The organism is Stenotrophomonas sp. SI-NJAU-1 (genome assembly GCF_020883215.1).
Taxonomy (GTDB): domain Bacteria; phylum Pseudomonadota; class Gammaproteobacteria; order Xanthomonadales; family Xanthomonadaceae; genus Stenotrophomonas; species Stenotrophomonas indicatrix.
Window position 1 is genome coordinate 434,223 of the sequence record NZ_CP086598.1, and the last position, 26,628, is coordinate 460,850.

Sequence of the window (26,628 nt, forward strand, 5' to 3'; positions counted from 1 at the left end):
GCACGCTGTTGCCGGCGCCATCAACGTTGAAGGATTGTGCCAACCAAGGTTGGCAGCGACATACCGAAGCTACCCGGAGGCCAGCACCTGTTCCACCAACACGCGGTCGCGTTGGCCACGGCGCATGATCGCGCGGCGCTGCAGGGCGTCGCGCAAGCGCGGGTCTTCGGCGCGCATGCCGTTGTGGTGCGCGATATACAGCACCGTCTGCAGCGGCCACGCATGAAACTCGGCGCGGGCCACCACATCGTCGATCAGCGACGCCGATACGCTGCGCCATGCCAGCATGTGTGCCAGGCCGCTGGCCGAAAGTCGCTCGACCAAGTGCTGGGCCAGGGCATCGGCATCGTGTGTGCCGGCGCGTACGATGACGCCGCTCTGGCCTGCGAAGCCCGGCAGGCCGCCGGCAGATGAGGTGGTGGCCATCACTGTCTGCGGGTTGAACAGCGCAGAAGGCGTGCCATCAGCCCACTGTTGGCAGAAGGCCAGCGCCTGCGGGCAGGCCACCTCCATCATGGCTGACCAACCGCCCGCATTGCGCAGCGGACACAGCGACAGGCTGGCGATTTCCGTGCGGCCTTCGCGCAATACCCAGCCCAGCCCGCGAGCGCGCAGTCCATCGTGTCCTGCGGCGGCGGCGGCCAGGTATTCACGCACCTGCCGTTCCACGGCGATCCTGTACGTGGCGTCCGTTTCCATCGGCGTAGCGTGACGCAGGTGATGCGGGAGTGTCCAGCGTGCCAACCAAGGTTGGCAGCTACCGGATCAATGGTGGTCAGCCCGCTGTTCGCAGCGGCGCCATCTTCCACAGCAGCGCGCGGAACGGGGCCAGCAGGCACACGCCGATCGCCAGCTTCACCGCCAGGTCGCCCGCCGCCCAGCTCACCCACGGCAGGGTGGAACCGGCGAAGGCGATCGACCAGAAGATCGTGGTGTCCACCGTGGCGCTGCAGGTGGTGGCCACCATCGGTGCGCGCCACCAGCTGCCGCGGCGCAGGCGATCGAATACGGTGATGTCCAGCAGCTGCGCCACGATGAAGGCCGAGCACGAGGCGATCGCAATGCGCGGTGTGGCCACCCACACCGACAGCAGCACCGCCACCGCAAACCCGATCCACGCCACGCGGCGGGCCGGGCCCGGGCCGAAGCGGCGGTTGATCAGGTTGCTGACCAGAAAGGCCACCGGGTAGCTGAAAGCACCCCAGGTCAGCCAGTCATTGATCGGGTACTGCACCAGCACGTTGGACAGCAGCACCACCGCGCCCATGGCCAGCACCGCCAGCACCAGGGCGCGGGCGGTCAACGGGTCAAACACAGGCGCAGGACGCACGGACATGGCGAGCCAGGGGACAAAGGGGATCGCCCATTATCCGCCCGGCCCGCCGCAAAGCCAAAAACGGACGTTCAGTTTTACAGCTGCTCGCTCAGCGCATCGCCGGCGGCATAGGCGGTCGGCACATAGGCCAGGGACTTGCCGTCACTGTTCTTCACTGTCCAGCCGGCACCGGCATCGGTCGGGTCGAAGCGTACCTGCTGGCCCACCACGAAGCCGGCCACCGGGTCTTCGCCCTCGATCGCCGGCCACTGCAGGGTGGCGGTCTGGTCGGCCTTGTCCGGCACCTGCAGCTGCACTTGACGCTCGCCAGCGGCGGTGGTCACGACCTGCTTCACTTCCATCGGCGGCAGCGGTACCGCCGGGGTGCGCTCGGCGACCTTGCCATTGCGCTCGCTGGCCTTGAACGGCGCCTTGGACAGCGCGGCCAGGCCCATCGAGGTGGCCAGCGGAACCGACACCACGATCAGCGACGTGACCAGCACACTGGCCTGGCCGCTGTTGAGCTGAGGGGGCGCACCAGCGTGCACGGTCGGCACCGTCAGGGCCGAGAGCAGCAGGGCGGCAGCGGGGGCGCGCAGGGAACGAAGCATGGTGACCTCCTGGTCGGGATGGAGGCAGCGCTCAGCGCTGCGTGTCGAAAAGATCGCGCGGGCCGGTGGCTGCGGGCAGGTAGCCACCAGCGAGCGCGGAAAGGTGCAGGGTACGGGGGACCTTCGCCTTGCAGGGTCAGGGTGCAGCGGCGGCGCTGTCGGGCGTTGCATGCGCAATGGTCAGTTCCTGCTGCAGCTGGCTGCGCTGGTGCAGGAAGTCGAATACCGATTCCACCGTCACCACCGAGTAGTTGCCGGAGATGCGTTCGCTGGCCGGATGGTCGGTGGTGGTGGCGTTGGCCACGAACAAGCGCGCACCCACGCGCTTGCCCAGGCCGATATGCAGCACGCTGGGCTGGTACTTCTGCGCGCGCAGCCATTGCTGTGCCTGTTCGCGCTTGACGATGACCGGGCCACCTTCGGCCTGCGCCATCGCTGCGGCCAGCACTTCCAGGAGCCACTGGTTGGAATTCTGGAAGTCGGTGGCGAACGGATAGGCCACGACGTTGTAGTTCGATTCGTGCAGCGCCTTGGGCTGGATCGCCGGCGCTGCCAGCATCCGCTTCAGTACCAACTGCAATGCCGGCGGCGGCACGCCGATGCGCAGGTCGGTATGGGTGCCGCTTTCACCGATGAAATTGCCCAGGCCCTCCCGGTACAGCTGCGAGCTGTCGGTCTTGCAGCGGTTGAGCAGGTGCACCGCGCGCCAGCGGCCGTCGTCCTCGCGCAGCAGGAAGGCCAGGTGGCTGTGGCGCAGGCCGTAGCGGCTCAGGTCCTGGCCGCCACGCGCGGCGATCACCACATCCACGTCGGGCAGCGCATCCAGGCGCTCGGCCGTGGTCCACGCCACATCGAACATCGCCGCCTGCGCGGCCACGCTGGGGTAGCGCTCGCGACAGGTGCCGCTGTCGGCCCATGCCGGCGCCGTGGCCAGCAGGCCCATCGACAGCAGCAGGGCGCAGCGCAGGCGATGCAGACGTTCCATGTATATCGCTCCAGACGCGGGCAGGCCCGCGCGCCGATCATACCCGCATCGCTGGAATCAGCGCCCCACGGCGGGGAGGTAGTGCCGGCCGCTGGCCGGCATCCGCATGTACGTCGCCGAAGATCATGAGTTGCCGGCCAGCGGCCGGCACTACCGTGATGCCAGGCGTGCTTTGACCTCGGCGGCAATCCGCGTGGTTTCGCGCAGCGGTTCAATGCGGTCGTACTGCCAGTCCAGCCAACGCGGCTGCAGGCGCCCGCGCTCGCGCAGCTGCTGCTGGAAGCGCGCCAACCGTCCCTGTGCGGTATCGGCCAGTGCCACCATCACCGGCATGCGGGTGGCGCTGGCCTCGGACAGCAGGTTCACCGAATCGGGCGACACCACCACCCGGTTGGCCCAGCCGAGCAGGCCGGCATACGGGTTCACGCCATCGCCGCCATCGCCCCAGATCACATGCGGCAGATCGGCGAACTTCGCGCGCAGGATCTCGGCCAGTGCCGGCGGCGTGCGCCGCGAGGTCGTCGCCAGCAGGCTGCCGCCCTCGCTGCGGATCTGCTCGGCCAGCGCCTGGAATACATGCACCATCGCGGTTTCGTCCCACGGCGCCAGCGGCGTGGGGCCGCCCACCAGCAGGGCAGTGCGCGGGCCGGGCAGGGTGCTGAAGCTGGCAAACGCGGCGCGGCCCCAGGCCAGCCAGTCATCGTCCACCGGGTTCAGGCTGCCGATCAGCGTCAGCACGTTGCTGCCGCGCAGCGCGTCATGTTCGGGCACCACCACCACGTCCCAGTGACGCGAGCCGATGCGCGGGTCGAGGATCTGCACCACCTGGCTGCCGCGCGCACGCAATACGCGCAGCGCGCCGGCGGCCTGGCGGCCACAGCCGATCGCCAGCGCGGGCGCATCGGCGGCGAGGGTTGCCAGGGCTTGGCCGTAACCGTGCACATCACCGGGCAAGCGCCGCGGTGCCAGCCAGCGCCATGGCGCCCGGGGCTGCAGGATCAGGGGGCGGTGGGTGCCCTGGCGCAGCGCCGAGGCCAGCGCGACCGCCTGCCGGACATTGCCGGCACGGCCGTCGGTGATCGTCCACGGCGCGCTCGATCGTTTCACCATTGGCATTAATTCGTTTCAGCCCTGCTGGGTGTTGCAACAGTCGCGACACTCTACACTGCGGCTCACTGTTTCGCCCCGCGCCGCCCGCGGGCACTGACCTTAGCCGCCCTGGAGATCCACCGATGTCCCACGCGCTCGACGCTGCAGCACTGGACCAGTTGTTCCGTACCGCCCGTACCCAGAATGCCTTCCTCGACACGCCGGTCGAAGACGCCCAGCTGCACGCCCTGTACGACCTGCTGAAGTGGGGCCCGACCGCCGCCAACGGCAGCCCGGCGCGCTTCGTGTTCGTGAAGTCGGCCGAAGCCAAGGCCAAGCTGGCCCCGGCCCTGTCCGAAGGCAACCACAACAAGACCCTGGCTGCCCCGGTCACCGTCATCGTGGCCTTCGACCAGGACTTCCACGAGAAGCTGCCCTACCTGTTCCCGCACACCGATGCCAAGGCCTGGTTCGACGGCCCGCGCGAAGGCCGCCATGAAGGCGCGTTCCGCAACGGCAGCCTGCAGGGCGCCTACCTGATCCTGGCCGCACGCGCGCTGGGCCTGGATGCCGGCCCGATGTCCGGCTTCGACAACGCCAAGGTCGACGAAGCCTTCTTCGCCGGCACCAGCATCAAGTCGAATTTCCTGGTCAACCTGGGGTACGGTGACGATTCGGGCCTGTTCCCCCGTCTGCCGCGTCTGTCCTTCGACGAAGCGGCGCGCATCGCGTAAGTCGCTGTATCGGTTTCGGGCCCGCCCGCCGTGGCGGTCCATTGCTGCACTGTGTTCCCACCCTACGATCCGGAGAGTTCCTGAGATGAGCGCCACCCGTAAACTGCTGCTGCCGCTGGCCCTGACCCTGGCCATTGCCGCCTGCTCCAAGCCGGCCGACACCGCTGCCCCGGCCGCCGATGCTGCTGCCCCGGCCGCCACCGAGCAGGCTGCCACCACCCCGGCCGCCGATGCCGCTGCTGCCGCCCCGGCCGCTGCCGCCATCACCATCGCCTCGGGCACCTACAAGCTCGACCCGACCCACACCGACGTGCTGGCGCAGTGGAGCCACTTCGGCTTCTCCAACCCGAGCGCGCACTTCGGCAACGCCGAAGGCACCCTGGTGTACGACGCCGCCGACGTCACCAAGTCCACCGTGGAAGTGAAGCTGCCGCTGAGCGGCCTGAACAGCTTCACCGCCAAGTTCGACGAGCACCTGAAGAGCGCCGATTTCTTCGACGCTGCCAAGTTCCCGGCTGCCAGCTTCAAGAGCACCAAGGTTGAATCGGCCGGCACCAACAAGCTGACCGTCACTGGCGATCTGACCATCAAGGACATCACCAAGCCGGTCACCCTGGACGTCACCGTCAACGGCGGCGGCGAGCACCCGATGGCCAAGGTTCCGGCCGCCGGCTTCGATGCCACCACCACGATCAAGCGCAGCGATTTCGGCGTCGGCGCCTACGCCCCGAACGTCAGCGATGAAGTGAAGATCCGCATCACCACCGAAGCCACCGGCGAGAAGCCGGCGGCTTGATCCCTCCCGCTCACTCGTCGTGAGAAGGCAGAAGGCCCGCTGGAAAGCGGGCCTTCTTTTTGGCGGCGTCCTCGCCGGTCGCTCGATTGTCTGATTGGCCGATTGCCCAATCACCCGGTGGCCCGTTCGTCTGGTAGTGCCGGCCGCTGGCCGGCAACTGCATGCATACAACTACACCGAGGTTGCCGGCCAGCGGCCGGCACTACCCGGTAGGTGCCAACCTCGGTTGGCGCACGAGCACTCCGCATGCCAACCAAGGTTGGCCACTACCGGGTACGGGCGCTCAGCGCAACGCGCCCAGCCACGCCGCCGACGCTTCGCTCGGGCTCTGCTTGGCCTTCACCACCAACCCGCTCACGCGCACGAACGTCTGCGCCGCCTGCGCTACCACCTGGCGGGCGATCAGCGCGGCCTGCTTGGTCGTTGCCTGCTGCTTGCGCAGCTGCACGATATGCACCGACGGGCGACCGACCGGCGCGTACTTCTGGTCGCGGCGCAGGATATCGGCCACCTGTGCCACTTCATGTTCGGCCTGCAGGTAGCGGTGCTGTGCTTCGACCAGCTCACGTAGCGGTGCGCGCGCCGCAGCCGGGTCGGCAAAGGCGGACAGCGCTGCATCGCAGGCGGCGTCATCAGTGAAGCGGGTACGCAGCGTGTCCACGCTGGCCAGGGTCAGTTTGGCCATGTGGGCCTCGTTGCTGCAGGAAAGGAGGGCGATTGTCGCACGCGATCATCGCGCTGGTGGCGCCGGAGATAGGGGGCGCGCACGCATCGGCTGGGCGCGTGGGGCCGGGCCCGGCGTGGTAGTGCCGGCCGCTGGCCGGCAGCCCTGTCGACCTGCGGAAGGGAGCATTGCAGTTGCCGGCCAGCGGCCGGCACTACCCTTCAGCCGGTCAATCGCCGTCCTGTTCGTCCGGGTGCGCCTTCCAGTAACCGGTCGAGCGGATCCAGTCGCGCGGCACGCCCAGGTGGCCTTCGATGAACTTGCGCATCATCCGCGCGCGGCGCGATTCGGTGGCGATCCAGTAGAACGTATCGCCCTCGGGCACCTCGAAGTCGGTCAGCATGTCTTCCAGCAGCGTGCTGCTCGCCGCCGGGAAGCCGTTGCGTTCCAGCCAGTGGATGCGCACGTTCTCGTACTGCGGCAGGTCCTGGCGCTCGTCCTCGTCGGCCACCTCGATGTACGCCTGCACCTCCGCACCTTCGGGCAGCACGTCCAGCCAGCGGGCGATGGCGGGCAGCGCGGTCTCATCGCCAATCAGCACGTAGGCGTCATAGCTGTCGGCCACCACGAACGAGCCGCGTGGGCCGCCGATCACCAGCATGTCGCCGGCCTGTGCGCGCTCGGCCCACGGCCCGGCAACGCCCTGGTCGTGCAGCACGAAGTCGATGGCCAGCTCACCGGTTTCGTGGTCCCACCAGCGCGGGGTGTAGTCGCGTGCCGGCGAAGGCTGCTTGCCCTCGGGGTAGCTGCGGCCCTCGGCGGTCAGCACCGGCAGCACCATCTCGCCGCTGGCGTTGGGGAAGAACAGCTTGATGTGGTCGTCGGCGCCGGGCGAATCGAAGCCGGCCAGGTCGTCGCCGCCCAGCACGATGCGGCGCATGTGCGGGGTAACAGTCTCGGTGCGCAGCACCGTCAGTTCACGGAAGCGCACATCCAGGCGCAGGCGCGAGTTGTGATGTTCGGTCATGGGGGTACCTGTTGGAAGGTCGCGCGGGGGCGCGCGGCAGGGGGGAGACCTGGCTGGAATCAGTCTGGCTGGGTCGTTGAAAAGGGAGCAGGCGCGTTGTCGCCCTGGCCGTTGATCAGCGCCGAGGCACGCGACAGCAGCGCCGCCACCTGCTCGGCTTCGCCGTCGGCCCAGCGCCCGTGGTGGTGCACCAGCGCCCGCTTGAACTCGCGCAGCGCAGCGGCCAGCGGCGCCGGCAGCGAGGCCTTGGTGATCTCGCGGGCGCGGTCGAACGCGCGTCGCTGCGCCAATCGCACCTGGGGGCGCTGCACCTTCAGCTCGAACTCGCCGGCGGTGGTGATGCGGAACACGCGGCGGCCGTCCACCTCTTCCGACACCACCCAGCCGGCCTGCTCGAAGCTGGCCAGCAGCGGGTACATGGTGCCGGCGCTGGGGGTGTAGGCCTGCATGAACAGAGCGCTGATGTGCTGCATCAACTCGTAGCCGTGGCGCGGCTGCTCGCCGATCAGCGCCAGCACCAGCAGGCGCAGGTCGCCGCGGCTGAGCACGCGCGGCTGGCCGTTGCGGCGGGGTACCGCGGCATCGTCGGTGCGGCTGCGAGGGGAGGGGGATCGGCCCATTTCGATATATCGGTAACGTGTACTGCAAACGATATATCGATACGCTGGGCCCGGCAAGCTGGATTCCGGCCACAACGCTTGCCGGATCGGGCCACGCAGCCAAGTGCCGCAAGGGATGCAGGGGGAAAGTTGCGCGCGGCGCAGGCCACCGTTGCGCGGCCTGACATCCGTATCGGGCCGCGCAACGGCGCTGCGGGTTTCCGCCCCAGCAGGGGCGCAGCAGACGAGCGGCGAACCGCGGGAAGGGGCCTGCTCGCCCCCAACCGTGCGCAGCGGCTCGGTCCGCGTCGAGAGGCGCGCGCGACACGTTGTCGCGGGTTCAGCGGCGCCCCGTCAGACAACGCCGACACGGCACCCGCCTTGCCCCACAACGGTCATCCACTGCGGTAACACTGCGTCCTGCGCATGGGCGCAGCAGGCCGCAAGCGACAGCTGGCGCAGCCCTTGCAGGCAGCCACAGCGGCCTGCCGCAGCGCATTGTCCCGCCGGTGGACGTCCCGGGACAGGCCTTGCAGACATGGGTGGTCTGCATCCATACGGCAGCGTAGCCAAGTGACGAAAGCCCTTGGTGCGCTACACTTTGCGGTCTAGAAATCTATCAACAGTCGCGCGCGTGCGTGCGGTAATGGGAGCGCTAATGAACTGGTTGAACGAGGTGCTGAACAACGACCCGAATCCTGTGGAAACCCAGGAGTGGATCGAGTCGTTGAAGGCCGTTATTGATGTCGAGGGCCCCGAGCGCGCGCATCAGCTGCTGGAAGGCATGGTGGAACTGACCCGTCGTTCGGGTGCCTATCTGCCGTTCTCTCCCACTACCGAATACGTCAACACCATCGAGCCGCAGCTGGAGGCCAAGAGCCCGGGCAACGCCGAACTGGAATGGCGCATCCGTTCGATCATCCGCTGGAATGCGATGGCCACGGTGGTGCGCGCCAACCGCAAGCCGGGTGACCTGGGCGGCCACATCGCCTCGTTCGCCTCCGGTGCAACGCTGTACGACGTGGGCTTCAACCACTTCTGGCGCGCCCCCAGCGAAAACCATCCGGGCGACCTGCTGTTCATCCAGGGCCACAGCGCCCCGGGCATCTACGCGCGTTCCTTCCTGGAAGGCCGCATCAGCGAAGAGCAGCTGGACAAGTTCCGCATGGAAGTGGACGGCGGCGGCCTGTCGTCGTACCCGCACCCGTGGCTGATGCCGGAGTACTGGCAGACGCCGACCGTGTCGATGGGCCTGGGCCCGCTGGCCGCGATCTACCAGGCGCAGTTCATGCGCTACCTGGAAAACCGTGGCCTGATCGAGAAGTCCGACCGCAAGGTGTGGTGCTTCATCGGCGACGGCGAGAGCGACGAACCGGAAACCCTGGGTGCCATCGCGCTGGCCGGCCGTGAAGGCCTGGACAACCTGATCTTCGTGGTGAACTGCAACCTGCAGCGCCTGGACGGCCCGGTGCGCGGCAACGGCAAGATCATCCAGGAACTGGAAGGCGTGTTCCGTGGCGGCGGCTGGAATGTCATCAAGCTGCTGTGGGGCGGCTACTGGGATGCCCTGCTGGCCAAGGACACCAACGGCGTCCTGAAGAAGCTGATGATGGAAACCGTCGACGGCGAATACCAGAACTGCAAGGCCTTCGGCGGCGCGTACACCCGCGAGCATTTCTTCGGCAAGTACCCGGAAACCGCGGCGATGGTGGCCGGTCTTTCCGACGACGACATCTGGCGCCTGAACCGTGGCGGCCACGACCCGCACAAGGTGTACGCCGCCTACCACCAGGCCGTGAACACCAAGGGCATGCCGACCGTCATCCTGGCCAAGACCGTGAAGGGTTACGGCATGGGCAGCGCCGGTGAGGCACTGAACCCGACCCACCAGACCAAGAAGCTGGACGACGAAGCGGTGCGCCACTTCCGCGACCGCTTCAACATTCCGGTGACCGACGCGCAGCTGGCCGACGGCCAGGTGCCGTTCTACCACCCGGGCCCGGATTCGCCGGAAGTGCAGTACCTGCAGGAACGCCGTGCCGCACTGGGCGGTTACCTGCCGCAGCGCCGCCGCAAGGCCGACAAGACCTTCGTGGCGCCGAAGCTGGAGGCCTACGAGCGCCTGCTCAAGAGCAGCGGCGAGCGCAGCTACTCCACCACCATGGCCTTCGTGCAGAGCCTGAACATCACCCTGCGCGACAAGGAACTGGGCCCGCACATCGTGCCGATCGTGGCCGACGAAGCCCGTACCTTCGGCATGGAAGGCCTGTTCCGCCAGATCGGCATCTACGCGCCGTTCGGCCAGAAGTACAAGCCGGTCGACGCCGACCAGCTGATGTTCTACCGCGAAGACCAGAGCGGCCAGGTGCTGCAGCAGGGCATCAGCGAGCCGGGTGCGATCAGCTCGTGGATGGCCGCCGGTACCAGCTACTCGGTCAGCAACGTGCCGATGCTGCCGTTCTACATCTACTACTCGATGTTCGGCTTCCAGCGCGTGGGCGACATCGCCTGGCAGGCAGCGGACATGCGTACCCGCGGCTTCCTGCTGGGTGGCACCGCCGGCCGCACCACGCTGAACGGTGAAGGCCTGCAGCACGAAGATGGCTTCAGCCATCTGGTGGCCGGTGGCATTCCGAACGTGCGCAGCTACGACCCGACCTTCGGCTTCGAAGTGACGGTGATCCTGCAGCACGGCACCAAGCGCATGATGGAAGACCAGGTGGACGAGTACTACTACGTCACCCTGATGAACGAGAACTACACCCACCCGGAAATGCCGGAAGGCGCGGCCGAAGGCATCGTCAAGGGCATGTACCTGCTGACCGACGCCGGCAAGCCGAAGAAGGGCGAGCTGCGCGTGCAGCTGCTGGGTTCGGGCACCATCCTGCGCGAAGCCATTGCCGCGGCTGAACTGCTGGACAAGGACTTCGGCGTGACTGCCGACATCTGGAGCTGCCCGAGCTTCAACGAACTGCGTCGCGATGGTTTCGACGTGGAACGTGCCAACCGCCTGCATCCGGAAGGTGAGCAGCGCAAGGCCTACGTGACCGAGCTGCTGGAAGGCCGCCAGGGCCCGGCGATTGCCGCTACCGACTACGTGCGTGCGTATGCGGACCAGATCCGCGCGTTCGTGCCGATGTCGTACACCGTGCTGGGTACCGATGGTTTCGGCCGTTCGGATACGCGTGCGAACCTGCGTCGGTTCTTTGAGGTTGACCGGTACTACATCGCGCATGCCGCGATTGCGGCGCTGGCGAAGGACGGGAAGATGACGGCGAAGGATGTGGCAAGAGCGATCAAGCAGTACAAGATTGATCCGGAGAAGGCTAATCCTGTTGGGGTTTGATTAGGATTTGCATGAGGGCGGCCAAATGGCCGCCCTCACTTTATCGCAGGCCGTTATAGCCTGAGGGGGGTTACCCTCGGAACTCAAATGACTGTACTGTTTTCTCATGCGAGCTCCCTATGTGACAGCGGGTGTTGCACTCGGAAGTTGAGTCTAAGGGGTATCCTGAAAAGAACACGGCAATGGCTGACATCATGACGCCAGCACAACGGAGCGAAAGAATGTCGCGCATCCGCAGCCGAGATGCGAAACCGGAGATGCTGGTCCGGCGTTTTCTACATGGGAAGGGATCTAGATTTCGCTTGCATGTCCGCGACCTGCCTGGCAGACCAGATCTGGCTCTGCCGAAAATACGGTTCGGTAGTTTTCGTGGAGGGGTGCTTCTGGTATGGCCCCTCGTGCCAGAAGGGGCGGATATCTGGCACGAATTCGGGCTTCTGGCAAACCAAGCCGGTCGTCAATAGGGCTTGCGATAAGAAGAATCATCGCTCGTTGAGGCGGTGGGGTTGGTGGGTCATCCGTATATGGGAATGCCGGTTGGCTAACAGTAGGGCGTGGAATGTGGCCTTAGCCAGCCTGGTTTCGCGAATTCTGGCTTGCACGATTCGTGGCTAGGAATTGATACTCTGGGGGATTTTCTTGCGTAAGAACTTCATGAGCGTCGTGGATTTGTTTGCGGGTTGCGGCGGCTTTGGCCTTGGGTTGGAACAGGCGGGCTTTACCCCGATATTCGTCAATGAAATAAACATCGACGCGCGCGGTACGTATGTCTTCAACAGAAAAGATCGGCATCCACACTTCGCTCGCGGGCTGGATGAAGAAAAATGGATAAACCCATTTTGTTCGACCGATGCGAGGAAGATGACGAAGGGAGACTACCTTGAAAGACTCGAAAGTAGTTTCAAGTCCGAATTCGGGATTTCCCACGGTGAGATTGACCTCGTAGTCGGAGGGCCGCCGTGTCAGGGCTTCTCAGGCATTGGGCATCGGCGCTCGTATTCTGTAGCCAAGGAAGACTTGCCGTCGAATCACCTGTTCAAAGATATGGCACGTATCATCAGCCGCCTTCGGCCGCGAGCCTTCGTTTTTGAAAACGTCCGTGGCCTGTTGACTGGGCGTTGGACTTTTGATGGTGAAAATGGAGAGATATGGAGGGATGTAAAGAGGGCCTTCGTCAATATAGGTGGATATAAGCTCGCTGCGGAGTTGGTTTACGCCAAGAACTATGGCGTCGCGCAAAATAGGCCTAGGATTATGCTCGTTGGGATTCGTGAGGACATAGCCGGGTCCGTTACTCGAAAGGACGAAATCGACTTGATCGATGGGACTGGCATATCAAGTGGCTTCCTGCCGGCCGGGCGACCTGGATCGTGGCCGTCAATCGTTGATTTGTTGGGGGACCTCGCCGATCCAGATCATCAAGAAAGTGGTGGGAAGACGACCGAATATCCCTCAAGAGTCATGTGCGAAACGCAGCGAAAGTTCAGGACGTCTGCCGATGGTAAGAGCGTGGCCGGAAAAGGGTCGCCGGTAACCGAGCACGAATACAGCAAACACCACCCCAAGGTGGTCAAGAAGTTCAAAGCCATGATCGATGGCATGGATTTCGAGGCGACAAGGAAGTTTTCACAACGTGTGCTTCCGCGAGAGTGGGGGGCGACTGGTCCGTCGATCACGGCAACTTCGTTACCGGATGATTACGTGCATTATGAGCAACCCCGCACATTGACTGTCCGTGAATGGGCTCGCCTGCAAGGGTTTCCTGACTGGTACCAATTCAAGGGCAAGCGAACTACGGGTGGGCTTCGTCGCGCAGGTAACCCGCTTGAAGGAATCCACTTTCGGGAACTGCCGAAGTACACGCAGATTGGGAACGCCGTTCCCGTGCCAATGGGACGGGCAATCGGCGAACACCTAGCCAAGATTCTCCGTGGAAATAGATCGTAGGTAGCCAAGTAGTGTGGATATGGATCCGCTTGTTTGGTTGTTTCGCTCAGGGATGCGGGGCGATGCTCCGCAATCTGGGGGGAGGGGGATTGCTAAATCATGGATATGAATGCATTCGAAGCTTGGAACCTGCGGCTTTTGGAGCACTTCTTCTGGCCGGGGCGGATAGGCAAGGAAATTTTCATTGGTACTCCGCCTGAAGTGCTGGATGAAATAGGTGATGGCTTGGGCGGGGATGTGGGATTCCTTGAAGCAGTCAAGGCAGGGCCGGATTGGAGGTGGAAGCATAAACCGCCGACAATTGAGTCGAGATTGCAGGAGCTCGTGGAGCGACGCAAAAAGAGCGCGCCTCGAGCGTTGGGATACACGGACCCGGGCAAACACAATTGCGAGTTCATGCCAGGTGGGGCGATTGAAAATTCCGCCCCGACCTACCTGCCGTATCTGGCAGCACTAGCAAGAGGTGCTGCTGTCGCCGACGTGGCTGGCTATTACGCGCGTTTGCGGAAAGACCTAGCGCTTCCTCCGAACTGGAGTTCTAGCCAGATGAGCCGCACCGAAGTTGCTTGGGCAGATCTGGAGAAGTGGACAAAGGACACCGGCGGGCGTTACGGAAAGTTCACTTTTCGTAGTCTAGGAGCGCACCAGTTCGTTGGTCTGGCGAAGTCCCAGGTCATGATTGCCGCACGTGACATCGTGGTGTTGCACGAAATATTCGAACGACTTGGGCTGGAGGTTGGGCGGGGGAAAGCTGCCACCAGACTCGGGGATGTTCTGGAAGGGGTTCGCGCAGACAGCTCGGGCTTATCGAGGGGGCTACGCCAGGCGGCATCTGATCCTGACTATAAGGACGTACTCGAGGCGCGGCTGGTTGATGTCCATGGTGAGTGGAAGGGGCCCGAGATTAGTCTCGACGAAGCAAGGAGGAGTCGGGCAGGCAAGCGCGCTGAGAAAAGAAGTGGAGTGAGATTCGGGCTCACGCTCGGTCCCGGTGAGTCACTTCCGTGGCGGGTCATTATCGGTATTGAAGACGAGGCAATCGATCTTGCCGAGGTTGAAGACTCCCAGTCATTGGGCGAGCCGGGCGACAAGGCGACGCCGACGAGCGTGTCGATGCGGCGTCACCGGCTAGGTGGATGGGCCTTGCCGCTTTCCGTCGAAGAGTCGAAATCCTTCCTAATGCAGGATTCGTGGACTCTGAGGACTCTGCGCGGATCGTTCTCTGTCGAGCGGGCCAGGAAACCCAGAGTGCTCACGGAGAACGGCGACGAGAACTACGAGTTGTGGGATAGCGGATGGCCCGAGTATGGCGCGGCGGTTGTTTTGTTTCCGGACCCGAGCGATGAATCGCATGCACTGTTCATCTCTGCTTGCCCCGACGCTAGTCGGTACAAGCCTGACGAGATGGAAGGTTTGCCATCTCGCTGGGCGATGTATTACGTGGAAGCTTGCGAGCGCCTTACGGAAGAGCAGCGCGCGATCGTGGAGCCTAGTGAGAGGCGAGTCAGGTTGCTGGTGCTGCAGGGTGGGAGCAGGGGCGAGGGGGGGTACTTGCACTACGACCTACCCAATGTTGTCTATAGAGGGCCACCTGAGTGGCGGGTTGGAGTTGTAGGGCGTGACGATCTTGAGTTGGAGCAAGATTCCTACACACCCTTAACAAGAGCCGGGCCGTCAGGACGTCGCGGGAATGCTGTCGTTACCAGATGCTACGGACTTCCGCCTGCGTTTGAGAGCGGCGGGGAATTCAAGTTTTTCGTACTGGATGGAACAGGTAAGGAGATAGGCAGCTGCTCGTTGGGTGTCCGCAGTCAAGCTGCTGCATCCACAGCGGAGAGTGGCGAAATTTACATGGATCGATTCGGAAGGATCGTGAAGGGAGTAGAGGGGCTGCGTGGTGGGCTACCAGAACATCTCGTTCGCGTGCACGAGAGGGGGCGAGGTAACGAAGTAATGGCGAGTTCAAGGTCGCGTCTGGATGTAGGGAAGCCGGTGACCTTTGAAGAAGTTAGGAACAACCCAGCTGTGCGGTTCCTGGATTCAGTCGCCAGCACGGGCGGCTATTCATACGGGCGTGCCAAGTCAAAGCTCAACAGGCTTTTAGCAAGGGCGGGGAGCAATCAGGCACCGTGGAAGGTGCTTCTCGATCTTTGGGGGCGTGGCTATGTTGAACTTGAACGTGGCAAGGACGGCGGAATCGAGTATGTACATTCCGTGCCCGCAAAAGCCTACCTAATACCCCTGAAGGTCGATGGATGGGATGTCCTGGGACTGCTTGGTACGTTAAACCTAAGCCAATGGGGGGGGCTCTGCGAGGAATCTCTGGCTTGGGAAATTCTCAAGAACGATTTCGGCCTGAGTGAAGAGGGCACACTCCCGGTCTTGAGGCTTAGGAGCAAGATGGCGGCGACCTTGCTAAAGCAACGGCTGGATCCGATCGGCCTGGGGCTGCTGCCAATGCAAGGCTTAGCCATTGCTGATTGGGCTGCCACGGAACGCGACGTCCGCTCCGCGATGCTGGCCGAGACCAAGGAGCTCCGTGAATCTATTCAATTCATGGGGCTCAGGCGGTTCGATCCACTTGCCATTCGCTACATAGATGTCAAGTCCTGGCATCCTTCCCCTCCTGAGGGCCGAGAGGAGGCTGTTCTTTACAAGTTCGAGGATGCGCGGCGCAAGGGATGGCACAGAAGTATGTTTGTCTCGCGGCAAGGGGCGTCATTCGCACTTGACGAACAATGGTCGAAATGGGTCGCGTTGGGTTATGCCGCCCGAGGCTTTGGTCGCGCCCCTATCTTCCATGATCAAGAAAAGAGGTACTTGTATGTGCCAGCCAAGTTGCGATTTCCCATCGTGATTGATCGCGCGCTTCTGCTGTGCAGTGGCTCTCCTCCCGTCGAATATCACCTAGATGCCTGGGAAGACGGAAAGGACATCAAGTTCGGAATAAAGCACGCTGACACGGTGCTTTTTCAGTTTGACGAACGCCTTTGTCAGGGCGTTGGAGATGGAGTCTGGTTGCGTTATGACAACGTGCCGGCTCCCGTCATGAAGGCAATTTCTTCGAAAGGCAAATAAGACAAGGACAATGCAATGGAAAATCCAGTCAAGGCATACGAGAGAATCAAGGAAGGCATTCGCCTCTATATCCAGAGCGCGTTCAAGACCAATTCTCGAAGCTTCGAGACGGATCGCGAGACACTGCTTAAGAAGAGTGGCGTCCTGTTTCAGGACGCCTATTTGGAACCCGTCCCCGCATATGCCTCCGGAAAGAATCTGAAGGATCTTGAGACTGGAGATCTTCCGGGCATGGACGAAGCAGGTGTCGATGCTTTCAAGCGTATCGTCGGTGCCGGGCTCTTCGACAGTGATTTTCCATTGTACAAACACCAGCAGCGCATGCTCATGGAATCCATGACGGGAAAACACTGCGTGGTGGTGACCGGTACTGGCTCGGGTAAGACCGAATCCTTCCTGTTGCCAGTGCTGGGCACGATCATTCGGGAGGGGGTCGACGTTTGGGCTGGTTGTAAATCATTTGCCAGTCCATGGCCGGAAAGAAGTCTGCGGCATCAGGTAAAAAGAAACTGCCTGCGCCGCGAGTCGCGCGCAGCTGCCGTGCGAGCACTTGTGCTGTACCCAATGAACGCATTGGTAGAGGATCAAGTGTCCAGATTGCGAAAAGCTCTGGACTCTTCACCGGTCCGCGCGGCATTGGACGAGGTTTTGGGAGGCAACCGGATACGTTTTGGTCGATACAACGGAAGTACACCGGTTTCCGGCCATCCGATCGACACAAGCGGAAAGAGGAATAGAAGCAAGATCGACGAGTGCAACGGCGCCATAGACAGGGCGATTGAGGAAAGCGAGGCAATCGACGCCTTGGTCGCCCGAAGGAAGGCCGAATATGACTCGTTGGCCGAGAAGCTGGCTGCACTCCCCGTTGGTCATCAAGACAGGCCTGCTGAGGGTGAGGTGAAGGAGGCCAAGTCCAAATACGAGAAGGCACTCCAAGCTCGACTATTTGTGCCGAACCTCTCGATCGATTCCGGGGAGATGTTCCACCGCTGGGAGATGCAGCAGAACCCTCCGGATATCCTGGTCACAAACACCAGCATGCTTTCCATCATGCTGATGCGCCATAAGCATCCGGACTATGCCAACGATACGGCCGATGCAGATATTTTCGAGAAAACCAAGGCCTGGCTCGCCGCGGACGAGCGACACGTATTCCAACTCGTCGTCGACGAACTCCATTTGTATCGTGAATCCGCGGGCACGGAAGTAGCTTATTTAGTTAGGTTGCTATTGTGTAGGCTGGGGCTTTCGCCTGGCCATAAGCAACTGCGCATTCTTGCGTCCAGTGCATCACTTGAAGGCGAGGAGGCTTACGATTTTCTCGGGCAGTTCTTCGGTATTGGTCGCGGCAATAAGGCTAAGGCAGTTTTCCACATCGAAAAGGGGGAGGCCAAGTTTGATCCTGGTAGCTCGGCTGATCTTGGTGACGAAGTCGCACGGGAATTGATTGGCCTTGTATCCGCATACGACGCTGGGAAATGGAAGGAGCCAGCGCTTGCTGCCAGTGCATTGCTTAAAGATTGGGAATGGCAAGAGCGATTGCTTGCCCCGTTTTCTCACGGCAACAGGCTGATAGCGACTTCGTTGGTCAACGCGGCGGGATTCTGGTTTCCGCGCTTGGGGGAGGGGGACAGGTCCAAGGCCGCTGAGGGTCTTTTCCTGATGCTGGCCGAGGTTTCGGAGAAGGACACTTTCAAAAGCGCCCTGCCGCGCTTCCGGTTCCATTGGATGGCGCGCAACATCGACGGGCTGTGGGCAACGATCAGGCCAGTAGCCACCCCGGAGGACCCGCGTCGGTTGGTCGGCACGCTTTCCCCGGAGCCAAGCCTGAACGCCGGCAGCCAAGGAATGGGCCGGGTACTAGAGGTCCTGTACTGCGAATGCTGCGGAACCCAGCTGCTTTGCGGAAACAAGACCGAATTCCGGGAGACAACGAAAGGCCCGGCGAGGAAAACCAGGACGCGATTCGAGCTAACGGCGTTGCCCTCGGATCTTGATGACCTGCCGGAACGCTCTACTGATGGGCGTACCGATGCCAAAGCGTATGACTCCCTAGGAGTTGTATGGATGGGCAAGGATGGCTCAGGTATCGATGGGGCCTGGGACCAAGTCGGCTTCGAAAGAGGCTCCGGTATCAAGCGGAAGGCGGAGTGGAGGATGGCTAGAATCCAGCAGGATTCTGGCGTCGTCACTCTGGATGGAGGCGAGGCAGATGGGTTGCCTTGCTATTGGCTTGATATGAAGGCTGGGGATCACGATCTCATTCCTGCCATGCCGCAGCGATGTCCAAATTGCGGCATCGACTATTCCGAGAAACGTGGCGGACGCCCAGCTCCGATTCGTGCGTTCGCGACTGGCTTGTCGAAGGTCTCGCACATGTTGGCGACCTCGCTGGTTGGCCAGCTTCCGGCAGGGGATAGGCGGAAGCTAGTGGCATTTTCGGATAGTCGCGAATCAGCAGCGAAGCTAGCCTTGGACGTAGAGACAGAGCACTGGGGCCACTTGCTCCGCAGCATGTTGCACTCCGAGTTGAGGCGAAAATCATCCTTGAGCTTGGATCTTCTAAAAAAGAAAATCTGGGATTTGATCGACGAGGGCCGTGCTGAAAGGGCCGACGAAATCCTCGCGGAACTGGAAGTTCCGCAGGATGTTCGAAGCACGCTTGACAACTTCATTGCGATTGCTGGGCGGAAGAAGAGTCGGGGTATTGATCCCGCTTTCCAGTCGGAGTTAGACCGCTTGGCAAGTGCGAAGCCGGGTTGGGTGCCTCTCGATTTCTTGTTCGCGCAGCCAAATCGCGATGAGATATTGCCTGTTCTGTGGAAAGTCTTCGCGGGACTTGGGACAAATCCAGGAGGCGCCTCATATCACGATCGCATCGTTGGGGACAGGAACAAGCCGCGTGATTGGACGACTGTCTTTGATATGGCGGGCAATGTACGCCGTATCGGAGGATCGCAAACCCAGGAGGAAGAGGCGAAGGAGTTGAATCGCCGGCTCAAGAAGCGGGCTTGGGGTGCATTGTCAGGTCGCTTGCTTTACGACTTGGAAGCGCGTGGCATTGGTCATTTGGGCCTGAGGCCGGACGTTGGAAGCAAGGCACCTTCCGGGATGAAGGCCGAGACCTTCGCTCAGGCGTGTCATTCCGTACTTCGTATTCTGACTGAGCAGTACAAAATCGACCCAAGCCCTTGGGGCAACCAGCCTGACGAGGAGTGGAAAGAAGACTCTCCGAATGACAAGTCTTGGGGTGCGGCAAAGAAGCGGGTTCGCACCTATCTTGAAGCTGTCTCCAAGAAGTCTGGGACTGGATTCGAGACCATCCGGGACGCGGTGCGTGTGGCATTCAAGAGTACCGGTCATCAGTGGGGCGTAGTCACTTTGATGTCGACGTACGTTAAGGTTGTCGGCGGTGATGATGGTAGTTGGCAGTGCGAGCGCTGCATGCAGATCCATTGGCACGCGTCTGCCGGCATCTGCTCCCGCTGTTGCCATGACCTGGCAGCGGAGGCAAAAGGACCAATCAGCGACGAAGTTCGGTCGGGCCACTACTACGGTGGCGAGGGTGAGCTTTTCCGTCTACACGCGGAAGAGTTGACTGGTCAAACACAAGACCAGGCCCAGCGCCAGCGGCATTTCCGTGGCATCTTTCTTGATCGCGAAAAGGTCCGCGACATTGGCGAGCGCGATGTCATGCCGCTGGTGGATGAGATCGACTTCTTGTCGGTGACTACGACAATGGAAGTCGGCGTGGATATCGGCTCTCTACAAGCAGTGCTGCAAGCGAACATGCCTCCAGAGCGTTTCAATTACCAACAGCGTGCTGGTCGTGCTGGTCGTGCAGGTCAGCCCTTTGCCGTGGTGCTGACCTATTCTCGTGGACAGACGCACGATCGCCTGCATTTTGATCATCCAGGGGAGATGACGGGGGGGGTGCCGCCGCAGCCCGGTCTAGCGATGACTAAGGGGCAGCAGGTTCTAGCTGACCGCCTGATGGCCAAGGAACTGTTGCGGCAATTTTTCCTCGACGAGGATAGGGCCGCTTGGGTAGATACGGCTGAAGACCCGGATACGCATGGCGAGATGGGCATGGTTCCCGATGATCCGTCTGCTTTGGTGCAAGAGATCGCGGTCTGGATGAGCAAGGAGATGGAGCGAATCCAGAGCATTGCGAGCGTATTGAGCGCTGCGAGCAATATCAGCTCGGAAGACCTGTCAAGGCGCGTACTAGATTTGCCAGATAGGGTTGGTAAGGCATGCAAGGATCCGGTCTTCACGGCAACAACTTTGGCGGCACGCTTGGCCGAGGCAGGCATCCTTCCCATGTTTGGTATGCCAACAACCGTCAAGCCCTTGTATTTTGATCTGGACCGGGCCAGCGAAAAGGCCATGGCCTTGGATAGGCAGGCTGATCAAGCCGTGGCTGATTTTGCTCCGGGTTCCGAGCGCACTTGGGACAAAAGGACCCTGCGGCCACTGGCGCTTGTTGGAGATATTCAGAAACGAGGCAGGGATTGGAAGGCTGTCAATCAGGCCATACTCGGCGTATATGAGTACATTCATTGCGAGAAGTGCAAGGTTTTGTTCGTTGAGCGCATCCGGGATGATCTGCAAGGAAACCTAAATCCTGGCCAGGTTGATTGTCAAAACTCCGCATGTGGTGGAGTTGCGTGGCGATATGCCGCCGTGGTGCCAAGGGCGTACGCCACCGACCTGAAATTCCATGAGCCAAGGAAAGGAGATTTCTCCGGTCGATCTGGCAGAACCACGATAGCGTCACCTGCGCTCTCAGATCCCGAGATAGAGAAAGTTGCTGGAGCATACATTTCGTTCGGACCACAGCAGCAGGTCATGCGCATCAACACGAACGGGAAGAGCAAAGCGAGCGGGAATCGACTTTTTTCCTTTGAGTTGGCTAGAGGTATTCCGTCATCCAGAGGCGAATGGTTGAATCGAGCTGATGATGTGGAATCCATCCTCAAGCTTGATGAGTCTGGGAATTCTGGTGGGTACAGGGTGGCCTTGTCATCGCCGAAGATCACGGACATATTGGCGATTAGCTCGAAAGCACGTGATGGCATCGAGTTCTTTAATTGGAATTTGGACATGCCTCATGCCTCGACGCGCCATCGCGCGGCTTGGTACTCCGCTGCGACGATTCTGCAGCGGGCTATTGCCCTGAAGCTTGACGTGGATTCCATGGACATCGAGATCGCGTCTATTCATGGTTTGCAGCCAGGCGATGGCGAGCTATATCTTGCCGATGCCCACGCCAATGGTGCTGGCATCGTTGCTTGGGCTAGAGAACACTGGATGGAGTTGCTGGATGATTGCTTGACCGAGGCTGGTGAATTCGGTCGCCGAGTCGTAGAGGAGAGGAAGGCGAATGAGTCGGGTGACAGTTGGCGATCACCGGACCGATTACTGAAGGGTTTCCGCAATCGGCACATACACGGCTTGTTGGATTGCGAGCTTGGTCTGGATTTGCTCCGTTGCTTGAAGAACGAAAATCATGCTCCTGGCATGGAGCCTGCATTTATGACGCAAGCTTTGGCATTGGCGCGCGGCTATTGCAGCGCGTTCCCGGATGCGCGACTTGAAGAAGAGGGCAAGATTGCAGGATGGACTACGGGTGACATGTTCGTTGGCATCATCCATCCGCTGTGGGCGAGCCTCCCAGGGCGGCTGAATGGCGTGGCCGAACTCATCGCTGCGGCCGGAGTGAAGGGGAGCAAGCAGGTTTGCCTGGTGGACACCTTCAACCTGTCGAGGCGCATGGCATGGGTGCGCTCCCAGCTTTTGGGCGAGAGGCCCCCGTTTCTGGTCGATATGACATTTGGCTTGACTGATGCATCTTCAACGACGGCGAGGGTGGCCAAGCCTGCGGTGCCCACGCAGGCGCGCAGGAATTTCGAAGAAATCATGGCCTTGGCACCCGGCGATGGTTTTCAATGGGGAGGCATGTCGTGGGAGAAAACAGGTCCGCAGGACGTCAATTCAGTTAGCGGTGAAACCGGTACTTGGTTGGCTACTCAGGAAGGTTATGGTGGCGTCTATCGCCTGCAGGTGACGGTTGCCGGCTCGAACCGCCGGATCAAGCGCATTGGCGTGGATGACGGACATTTGAAGTTGGTCGAAGCTGCTGTCCATGGCATTGCCGTCGTCGCTAGAAAGAAAGATGGGAGCTAACGAGTGGCAAAGGTATTTGGCAAGTTGCCCTTGAATTTCGCCGAGAAGGAAGTCGTAGTCGCCTTAAAGGAGCAGGCTCCGGCAGATTGGTTAGTTATACCCGGTGTTCGGTGGGCCAAACGCAGGGGAAATGGCCCAGTCATGGACGGGGAGGCTGACGTCGTCGTCCTGGTACCTAACCTCGGCATGCTAATTGTTGAGGTGAAAGGCTCGCGCGAGATAAGGGTGACCGAGTCGGGTTGGCAACGCCTTGAAGCTGGGCGATGGCTGGACCTTGGGCGTTCGCCGGTGGAGCAAGCAACTTCGAATGCACATGAGCTCAAGCGCCTACTTTGTGATGCCAACGGATGGAAGGACTCGTTCCCTGGCTTGTTTGGTTGGCTAGTGATTTATCCCAATGGCCACGCCAACGTCGTGCCGGGTTTGGTTGACGCCACTACGCTAGCCACGAGGCAAGACATGGGGCGGCTTCAGGCTAAGGTCAAGAGCGCCTTGCTTGCCAAGGGAAGCGAGGGCATTGGCGAGAACTTCACCGTAGGCGTACAAGAAACCGCGGCGAAGGTGCTGACCAGCTCGGAGTTCCGTATCGTGCCTGCCGATGGCGCCAAGGAGGTAAGCGAAGACAAGGATGCCATCGAGCGCTTGACCCACCAGCAGTTCAGCGCCCTGAAGGGGCTATTTGAGTTGCCTTCCGTCGCTGTGGCTGGACCCGCCGGTTCCGGGAAGACCATTCTGGCCATGTGGCATCTGCAGTCGGTAATCGATGCTGGCGGGAGAGGGTTTTACGCCTGTTACAACAAAAACCTAGCTGAATCATTGCGGATAAAGAATCCAGGCCTCAAGGAGAATATCCAGAGTGTCGATAGCTTTTTTGGCAAGACCTGCCCAGGTGTTACGAGAGGGAATGGGTCTCTAAGCGAGTTCTTCCGAACGACACTTCCGAATGCAGTATTTGATCAGGTTTCGGCATGGAACGACGATGAAAAGTTCGATGCCGTGATCGTGGACGAAGCGCAAGATCTCAGTGAGGATCAGCTTATTGCCCTTCAGACCTTCAAGAAGAACAAGGGAGGGTGGGCGGCATTTATGGATATGCAGCAGGATTTGTACAAGCGGAATGCGGAAGAGCATGTTGATGCGGATGTCTTGTACAGGCTGTCGCACAATTGCCGGAATACCGTGGCTATCAACAAGGCGACGAATGCCTGTGTCGGAAGTGAAGTTGCGTCGATGCCCGGCATGCCAGAAGGAGTTGCGGTTGTCGTAGAGAAGATCGGAAAGCAGCAAATGGCCAATCGCGCTTTCCAGTTCGCAAAGGAGTGGAAGGAAAGTTCCAATAACAGCGTTGCTATCCTTAGCCCGAGAGTGATGGAAGATTCGGCGATGTCTGGTAGTTGGATCGGCCACGGTATCAGCTTGACTGAGGATATAGGAGAGCTTCAGCATCCCCGGAAGGCACTTTTCTCCACGGTCAAGGCGTTCAAGGGAATTGAGGCCGACTGCGTGGTTGTCGTGGATGCTATTTCGCCGGAAGTAGGTGAAAGATACTTCACGTTAGAAGATCTTTACGTTGCGTGCACGAGGGCAAGGACACGTCTGGTGATACTTGTATCCGACGAACAGTCATTCGCGTACTTCGAAAAAAAGCTGGGGAAGGTTCGGTCAAGTTGAGGCCGGTACGCCATGCGCATGTTGCAGTTCTGGCCTCTCAAGCCACTGAAGGGCCTGCCCCTAAGCCCACGAGCACTGCGAATGATGCCAAGCCAGACAGTCCGGGTTAGCGGTGTGGCATACCGACGCCGGGGCAGCTAGAGCTTTGCCCTCAAGCTCGCCATAGCTCGAGCGTTGCAACTCGGGGGCCAGACACATCCGGAGTGAGGCGGGATCTACCGAAATGAGATATAGATCAAACAGCGTGTGGACGTCAGCGCGCAGCAATAGCCCGTTGCTAACGACGTTACTGGATTGGCCAGAGTAAGGCCGAATATGGGCCGCCTCGAGCGCATCCGCCACATCACAACCTGTCATTGCGCAGCGACTGCCATACGCGGCCAACAGAGAACTGCGGAACGCTGGTTGGCCACGTCGCCGTATGATCGCGGCGACTACCCGGCGCCGTTCGTCGGCCTCATCCGCTGGAGCGAATTCACCTGCAACTTCGACATCCCTGGCCGTCCTTTGCAACAAATCTCTCGTGGGGTCGGCCACGAATGTAGTCGCATCACCAGAGACCGCTAGCAGCTTCGCCAGCTGCAGCTCAACCTTCGTCCCAACGTTGGCAGCGGGACGGAGACCCGGTAACCAGGGTTCACCAGCCTGATCCAGTACATGCGAGATGTTCTGCATCCGGTACTCCCACGCCTTGACCGAGCGCCCAAATCGGGTAGCCAGTTCTCGATAGACTTTGGCCTTACCAATGTCTGATCCGCTGGCAAGACGCTCTTCCATGCCACGATAGGCCTCAACAGCGGCGGCCAGCTCCTCCTCGGTCCATCCAATCACACCGTCCCCCTGACCGTTCATGATGTCTCGGGGAAAGTGTGCCGTAAACGACATGCGGCGTCATTAATGGCCTGGCTCGTAGATGTGTTGTACCGTCAGCGCCACCCGCAGGACGTGATGAAATGGGCGGTTCACATGTTCAGGTATCTCGCCCAAGAGTTTCTTGTCCTGCAGGCGTAGGCCGGACAAGAGGTAGACCGCAGTAAGCTAGACGGAACGCGCGCACATCTGCGAACTCAGTGCTGGAGACCTCCCGGTGAATTCGAAGATCCAGCGCCGTACTTGGCGCGCGGGGATGTACAGGCATTGCGACCATTCACGCTAGAACGGGGCCGATGACGAACGGAGAAGCGCTGTTGGCCGCGATGCTCCATCATCGGCGCTCCTCATTGCGATTGGTGCTGCGAGCCGCCAGCGCTACTCCGGCACCCGCAACCGCTCAGCCACCTGCGCAGTCAACGCCACACAAGCCATCTTCAACCCTTCCATCACCCGGTCTCCCAGGTACTCCTCGGGCGCGCCGTTCTGCCGCGTCCGCTCCGCAGCCAGCATCAGTTCCGCCACCACGCGCAGACCGGCTAGCGCACAGTCCGCATCTGCCAGCTGCAGGCACCGCCCAGGCAGTTGATGACGCTCCGGCCAGGGCTGGCCATCTGAGGCCGCCCCCGTCCCGATACGTCGCAGCGTTGCGACAAAGGCGTTGGGATCGGCGGGCGGTTCGCGCTCCGGCTCGGCATTGGCGGGATCGTACTGCGCGTGCAGGGGACGGAATTCCGATGCGTTCATGGCAATGCTCCGTACAGGACAGACAGCAGCGCCACCGATAGAGGCGGCGGACGATGCGTGGCTCGAAAACCGATCAGAGTCAGTCGGCGGACCCGAAGGCCCCCACGCACCGCCCGCCATGGAACGCGAACGGATTGCCAGCCGGCGCCACGCAGAGGTGACGCCGGCTGACAAGCGTAAACACTTGACTCTGAAAAAACGGGTTTTCGACGCCCGCGCCACCCTTTTTCGGTGGCATGCCAAGGTGTACCCGCACTGGTGCGGAATGCCAAGAAGTCACCGACTACTGAGGCTGCAAATGCTGACGCTTACGGCATTGTCGCATAGCACGGAAGCGGCACATCTCCTGCGGCGCAGGGCTTTCGAGCGATGTTAAGCCGCCGCTCGTATGGGCATCACGCTGCACGGTTTCGGTGGGGTGCTGTTCCAATTGCGACACCTCGCTATCAGGGCCGCGATGCAAAGAGTGGCGAATGCGTCACCGCTCGCTTTGCGGCGCCGATCCCGGCCGTGGCCACAGCGCATCGTCGCGCTCCAGATCGTAGTCGTTGCCGAACGCCAGTGCCGCCTCGCGCGGCGGCAGGTCTGCGTAGCAGCCCAGCAGGTACTCATCTATGCCGGCATCGCCATGGTCGATGGCAAACAGGTGGAGAAGCTCTGTGTCGAAGGCTTCCAGCCACACGGCATCGATCCTGGTCATGGTCATCCTCCCGTAGGGTGGGGGAGAATGACGCGCCTTCGTCTCATGACGTTGGATTCAGCTGGCCAAACGAGGTGAAACGGTCCATCGAGTGCAACTGCCGGGGTTGAAATCAGAGCGTCTTCTTCCCCTTCATTCATCTGGCAAGATTCATTAGATGAAAAGATCGTTGCCCACGGGGGTTCCCAAGTCGATTCGTCTTTCCGGGCATGATTGAGGAGGCTGGACGCCAGATGTCGGTCATCAACACCGCCACGCCG

The 26,628-nt window shown here is 61.2% G+C and carries 18 protein-coding genes; 7 read left to right on the plus strand and 11 right to left on the minus strand.

The window, feature by feature from the left end:
• Positions 1 to 69: 69 nt before the first annotated feature.
• The 5 genes from LMF57_RS01965 to LMF57_RS01985 all read right to left on the minus strand — a co-directional run bounded on the left by LMF57_RS01965 (position 70) and on the right by LMF57_RS01985 (position 4,021).
• Positions 70 to 657: a hypothetical protein gene (locus LMF57_RS01965; RefSeq protein WP_162887603.1), complete on the minus strand. Its 588-nt coding sequence runs from the start codon at positions 655 to 657 to the stop codon at positions 70 to 72.
• Between the two features lie 118 nt (positions 658 to 775).
• Complete coding sequence (locus LMF57_RS01970) at positions 776 to 1,336, minus strand: queuosine precursor transporter (RefSeq protein WP_208081583.1); 561 nt, start codon at positions 1,334 to 1,336, stop codon at positions 776 to 778.
• Between the two features lie 74 nt (positions 1,337 to 1,410).
• Positions 1,411 to 1,926, minus strand: coding sequence for a hypothetical protein (locus LMF57_RS01975; RefSeq protein ID WP_208081582.1), 516 nt, complete (start codon positions 1,924 to 1,926; stop codon positions 1,411 to 1,413).
• 136 nt (positions 1,927 to 2,062) lie between these two features.
• The gene (locus LMF57_RS01980) at positions 2,063 to 2,911 is read right to left on the minus strand and encodes a DUF2145 domain-containing protein (protein WP_208081581.1); all 849 of its coding nucleotides are present in this window, start codon (positions 2,909 to 2,911) and stop codon (positions 2,063 to 2,065) included.
• Positions 2,912 to 3,061: 150 nt separating this feature from the next.
• Positions 3,062 to 4,021 (minus strand): mitochondrial fission ELM1 family protein, encoded by a 960-nt coding sequence (locus LMF57_RS01985; RefSeq protein ID WP_208081580.1) that lies wholly within the window; start codon positions 4,019 to 4,021, stop codon positions 3,062 to 3,064.
• Positions 4,022 to 4,143: 122 nt separating this feature from the next.
• On the opposite strand from LMF57_RS01985, the gene LMF57_RS01990 reads away from it, so the two are divergent.
• Together LMF57_RS01990 and LMF57_RS01995 are read left to right on the plus strand one after the other, a co-directional pair.
• Complete coding sequence (locus tag LMF57_RS01990; protein ID WP_117309371.1) at positions 4,144 to 4,734, plus strand: malonic semialdehyde reductase; 591 nt, start codon at positions 4,144 to 4,146, stop codon at positions 4,732 to 4,734.
• Positions 4,735 to 4,819: 85 nt separating this feature from the next.
• Positions 4,820 to 5,530: a YceI family protein gene (locus LMF57_RS01995; RefSeq protein ID WP_229290620.1), complete on the plus strand. Its 711-nt coding sequence runs from the start codon at positions 4,820 to 4,822 to the stop codon at positions 5,528 to 5,530.
• Positions 5,531 to 5,813: 283 nt separating this feature from the next.
• Here the strand turns inward: LMF57_RS01995 and LMF57_RS02000 are convergent, their stop codons facing one another.
• The 3 genes from LMF57_RS02000 to LMF57_RS02010 all read right to left on the minus strand — a co-directional run bounded on the left by LMF57_RS02000 (position 5,814) and on the right by LMF57_RS02010 (position 7,841).
• Complete coding sequence (locus LMF57_RS02000) at positions 5,814 to 6,215, minus strand: hypothetical protein (RefSeq protein WP_229290623.1); 402 nt, start codon at positions 6,213 to 6,215, stop codon at positions 5,814 to 5,816.
• Positions 6,216 to 6,423: 208 nt separating this feature from the next.
• Positions 6,424 to 7,221, minus strand: coding sequence for a siderophore-interacting protein (locus tag LMF57_RS02005; protein ID WP_229290624.1), 798 nt, complete (start codon positions 7,219 to 7,221; stop codon positions 6,424 to 6,426).
• A 59-nt stretch (positions 7,222 to 7,280) separates the two neighbouring features.
• Positions 7,281 to 7,841 carry a PadR family transcriptional regulator gene (locus LMF57_RS02010; RefSeq protein ID WP_229290626.1) on the minus strand — a complete coding sequence of 187 codons (561 nt, stop codon included), beginning with the start codon at positions 7,839 to 7,841 and terminating at the stop codon, positions 7,281 to 7,283.
• 637 nt (positions 7,842 to 8,478) lie between these two features.
• On the opposite strand from LMF57_RS02010, the gene aceE reads away from it, so the two are divergent.
• From aceE to LMF57_RS02035, 5 genes are all read left to right on the plus strand, one after another.
• Positions 8,479 to 11,166 (plus strand): pyruvate dehydrogenase (acetyl-transferring), homodimeric type, encoded by a 2,688-nt coding sequence (gene aceE / locus LMF57_RS02015; RefSeq protein WP_229290627.1) that lies wholly within the window; start codon positions 8,479 to 8,481, stop codon positions 11,164 to 11,166.
• Positions 11,167 to 11,820: 654 nt separating this feature from the next.
• Positions 11,821 to 13,113: a DNA cytosine methyltransferase gene (locus LMF57_RS02020; RefSeq protein ID WP_229290628.1), complete on the plus strand. Its 1,293-nt coding sequence runs from the start codon at positions 11,821 to 11,823 to the stop codon at positions 13,111 to 13,113.
• A gap of 99 nt (positions 13,114 to 13,212) precedes the next feature.
• Positions 13,213 to 16,191: a hypothetical protein gene (locus LMF57_RS02025; protein ID WP_229290630.1), complete on the plus strand. Its 2,979-nt coding sequence runs from the start codon at positions 13,213 to 13,215 to the stop codon at positions 16,189 to 16,191.
• Positions 16,192 to 16,206: 15 nt separating this feature from the next.
• The gene (locus tag LMF57_RS02030; RefSeq protein WP_229290631.1) at positions 16,207 to 22,380 is read left to right on the plus strand and encodes a DEAD/DEAH box helicase; all 6,174 of its coding nucleotides are present in this window, start codon (positions 16,207 to 16,209) and stop codon (positions 22,378 to 22,380) included.
• Between the two features lie 3 nt (positions 22,381 to 22,383).
• Positions 22,384 to 24,051, plus strand: a complete 1,668-nt coding sequence (locus tag LMF57_RS02035) for an NERD domain-containing protein (RefSeq protein WP_229290632.1) — start codon at positions 22,384 to 22,386, stop codon at positions 24,049 to 24,051.
• 60 nt (positions 24,052 to 24,111) lie between these two features.
• Here the strand turns inward: LMF57_RS02035 and LMF57_RS02040 are convergent, their stop codons facing one another.
• From LMF57_RS02040 to LMF57_RS02050, 3 genes are all read right to left on the minus strand, one after another.
• Positions 24,112 to 24,903, minus strand: coding sequence for an HNH endonuclease signature motif containing protein (locus tag LMF57_RS02040; protein ID WP_229290634.1), 792 nt, complete (start codon positions 24,901 to 24,903; stop codon positions 24,112 to 24,114).
• A 396-nt stretch (positions 24,904 to 25,299) separates the two neighbouring features.
• Positions 25,300 to 25,668 carry a hypothetical protein gene (locus LMF57_RS02045; RefSeq protein ID WP_229290635.1) on the minus strand — a complete coding sequence of 123 codons (369 nt, stop codon included), beginning with the start codon at positions 25,666 to 25,668 and terminating at the stop codon, positions 25,300 to 25,302.
• 478 nt (positions 25,669 to 26,146) lie between these two features.
• Positions 26,147 to 26,368 carry a hypothetical protein gene (locus tag LMF57_RS02050; RefSeq protein WP_229290636.1) on the minus strand — a complete coding sequence of 74 codons (222 nt, stop codon included), beginning with the start codon at positions 26,366 to 26,368 and terminating at the stop codon, positions 26,147 to 26,149.
• Positions 26,369 to 26,628 lie beyond the last annotated feature (260 nt).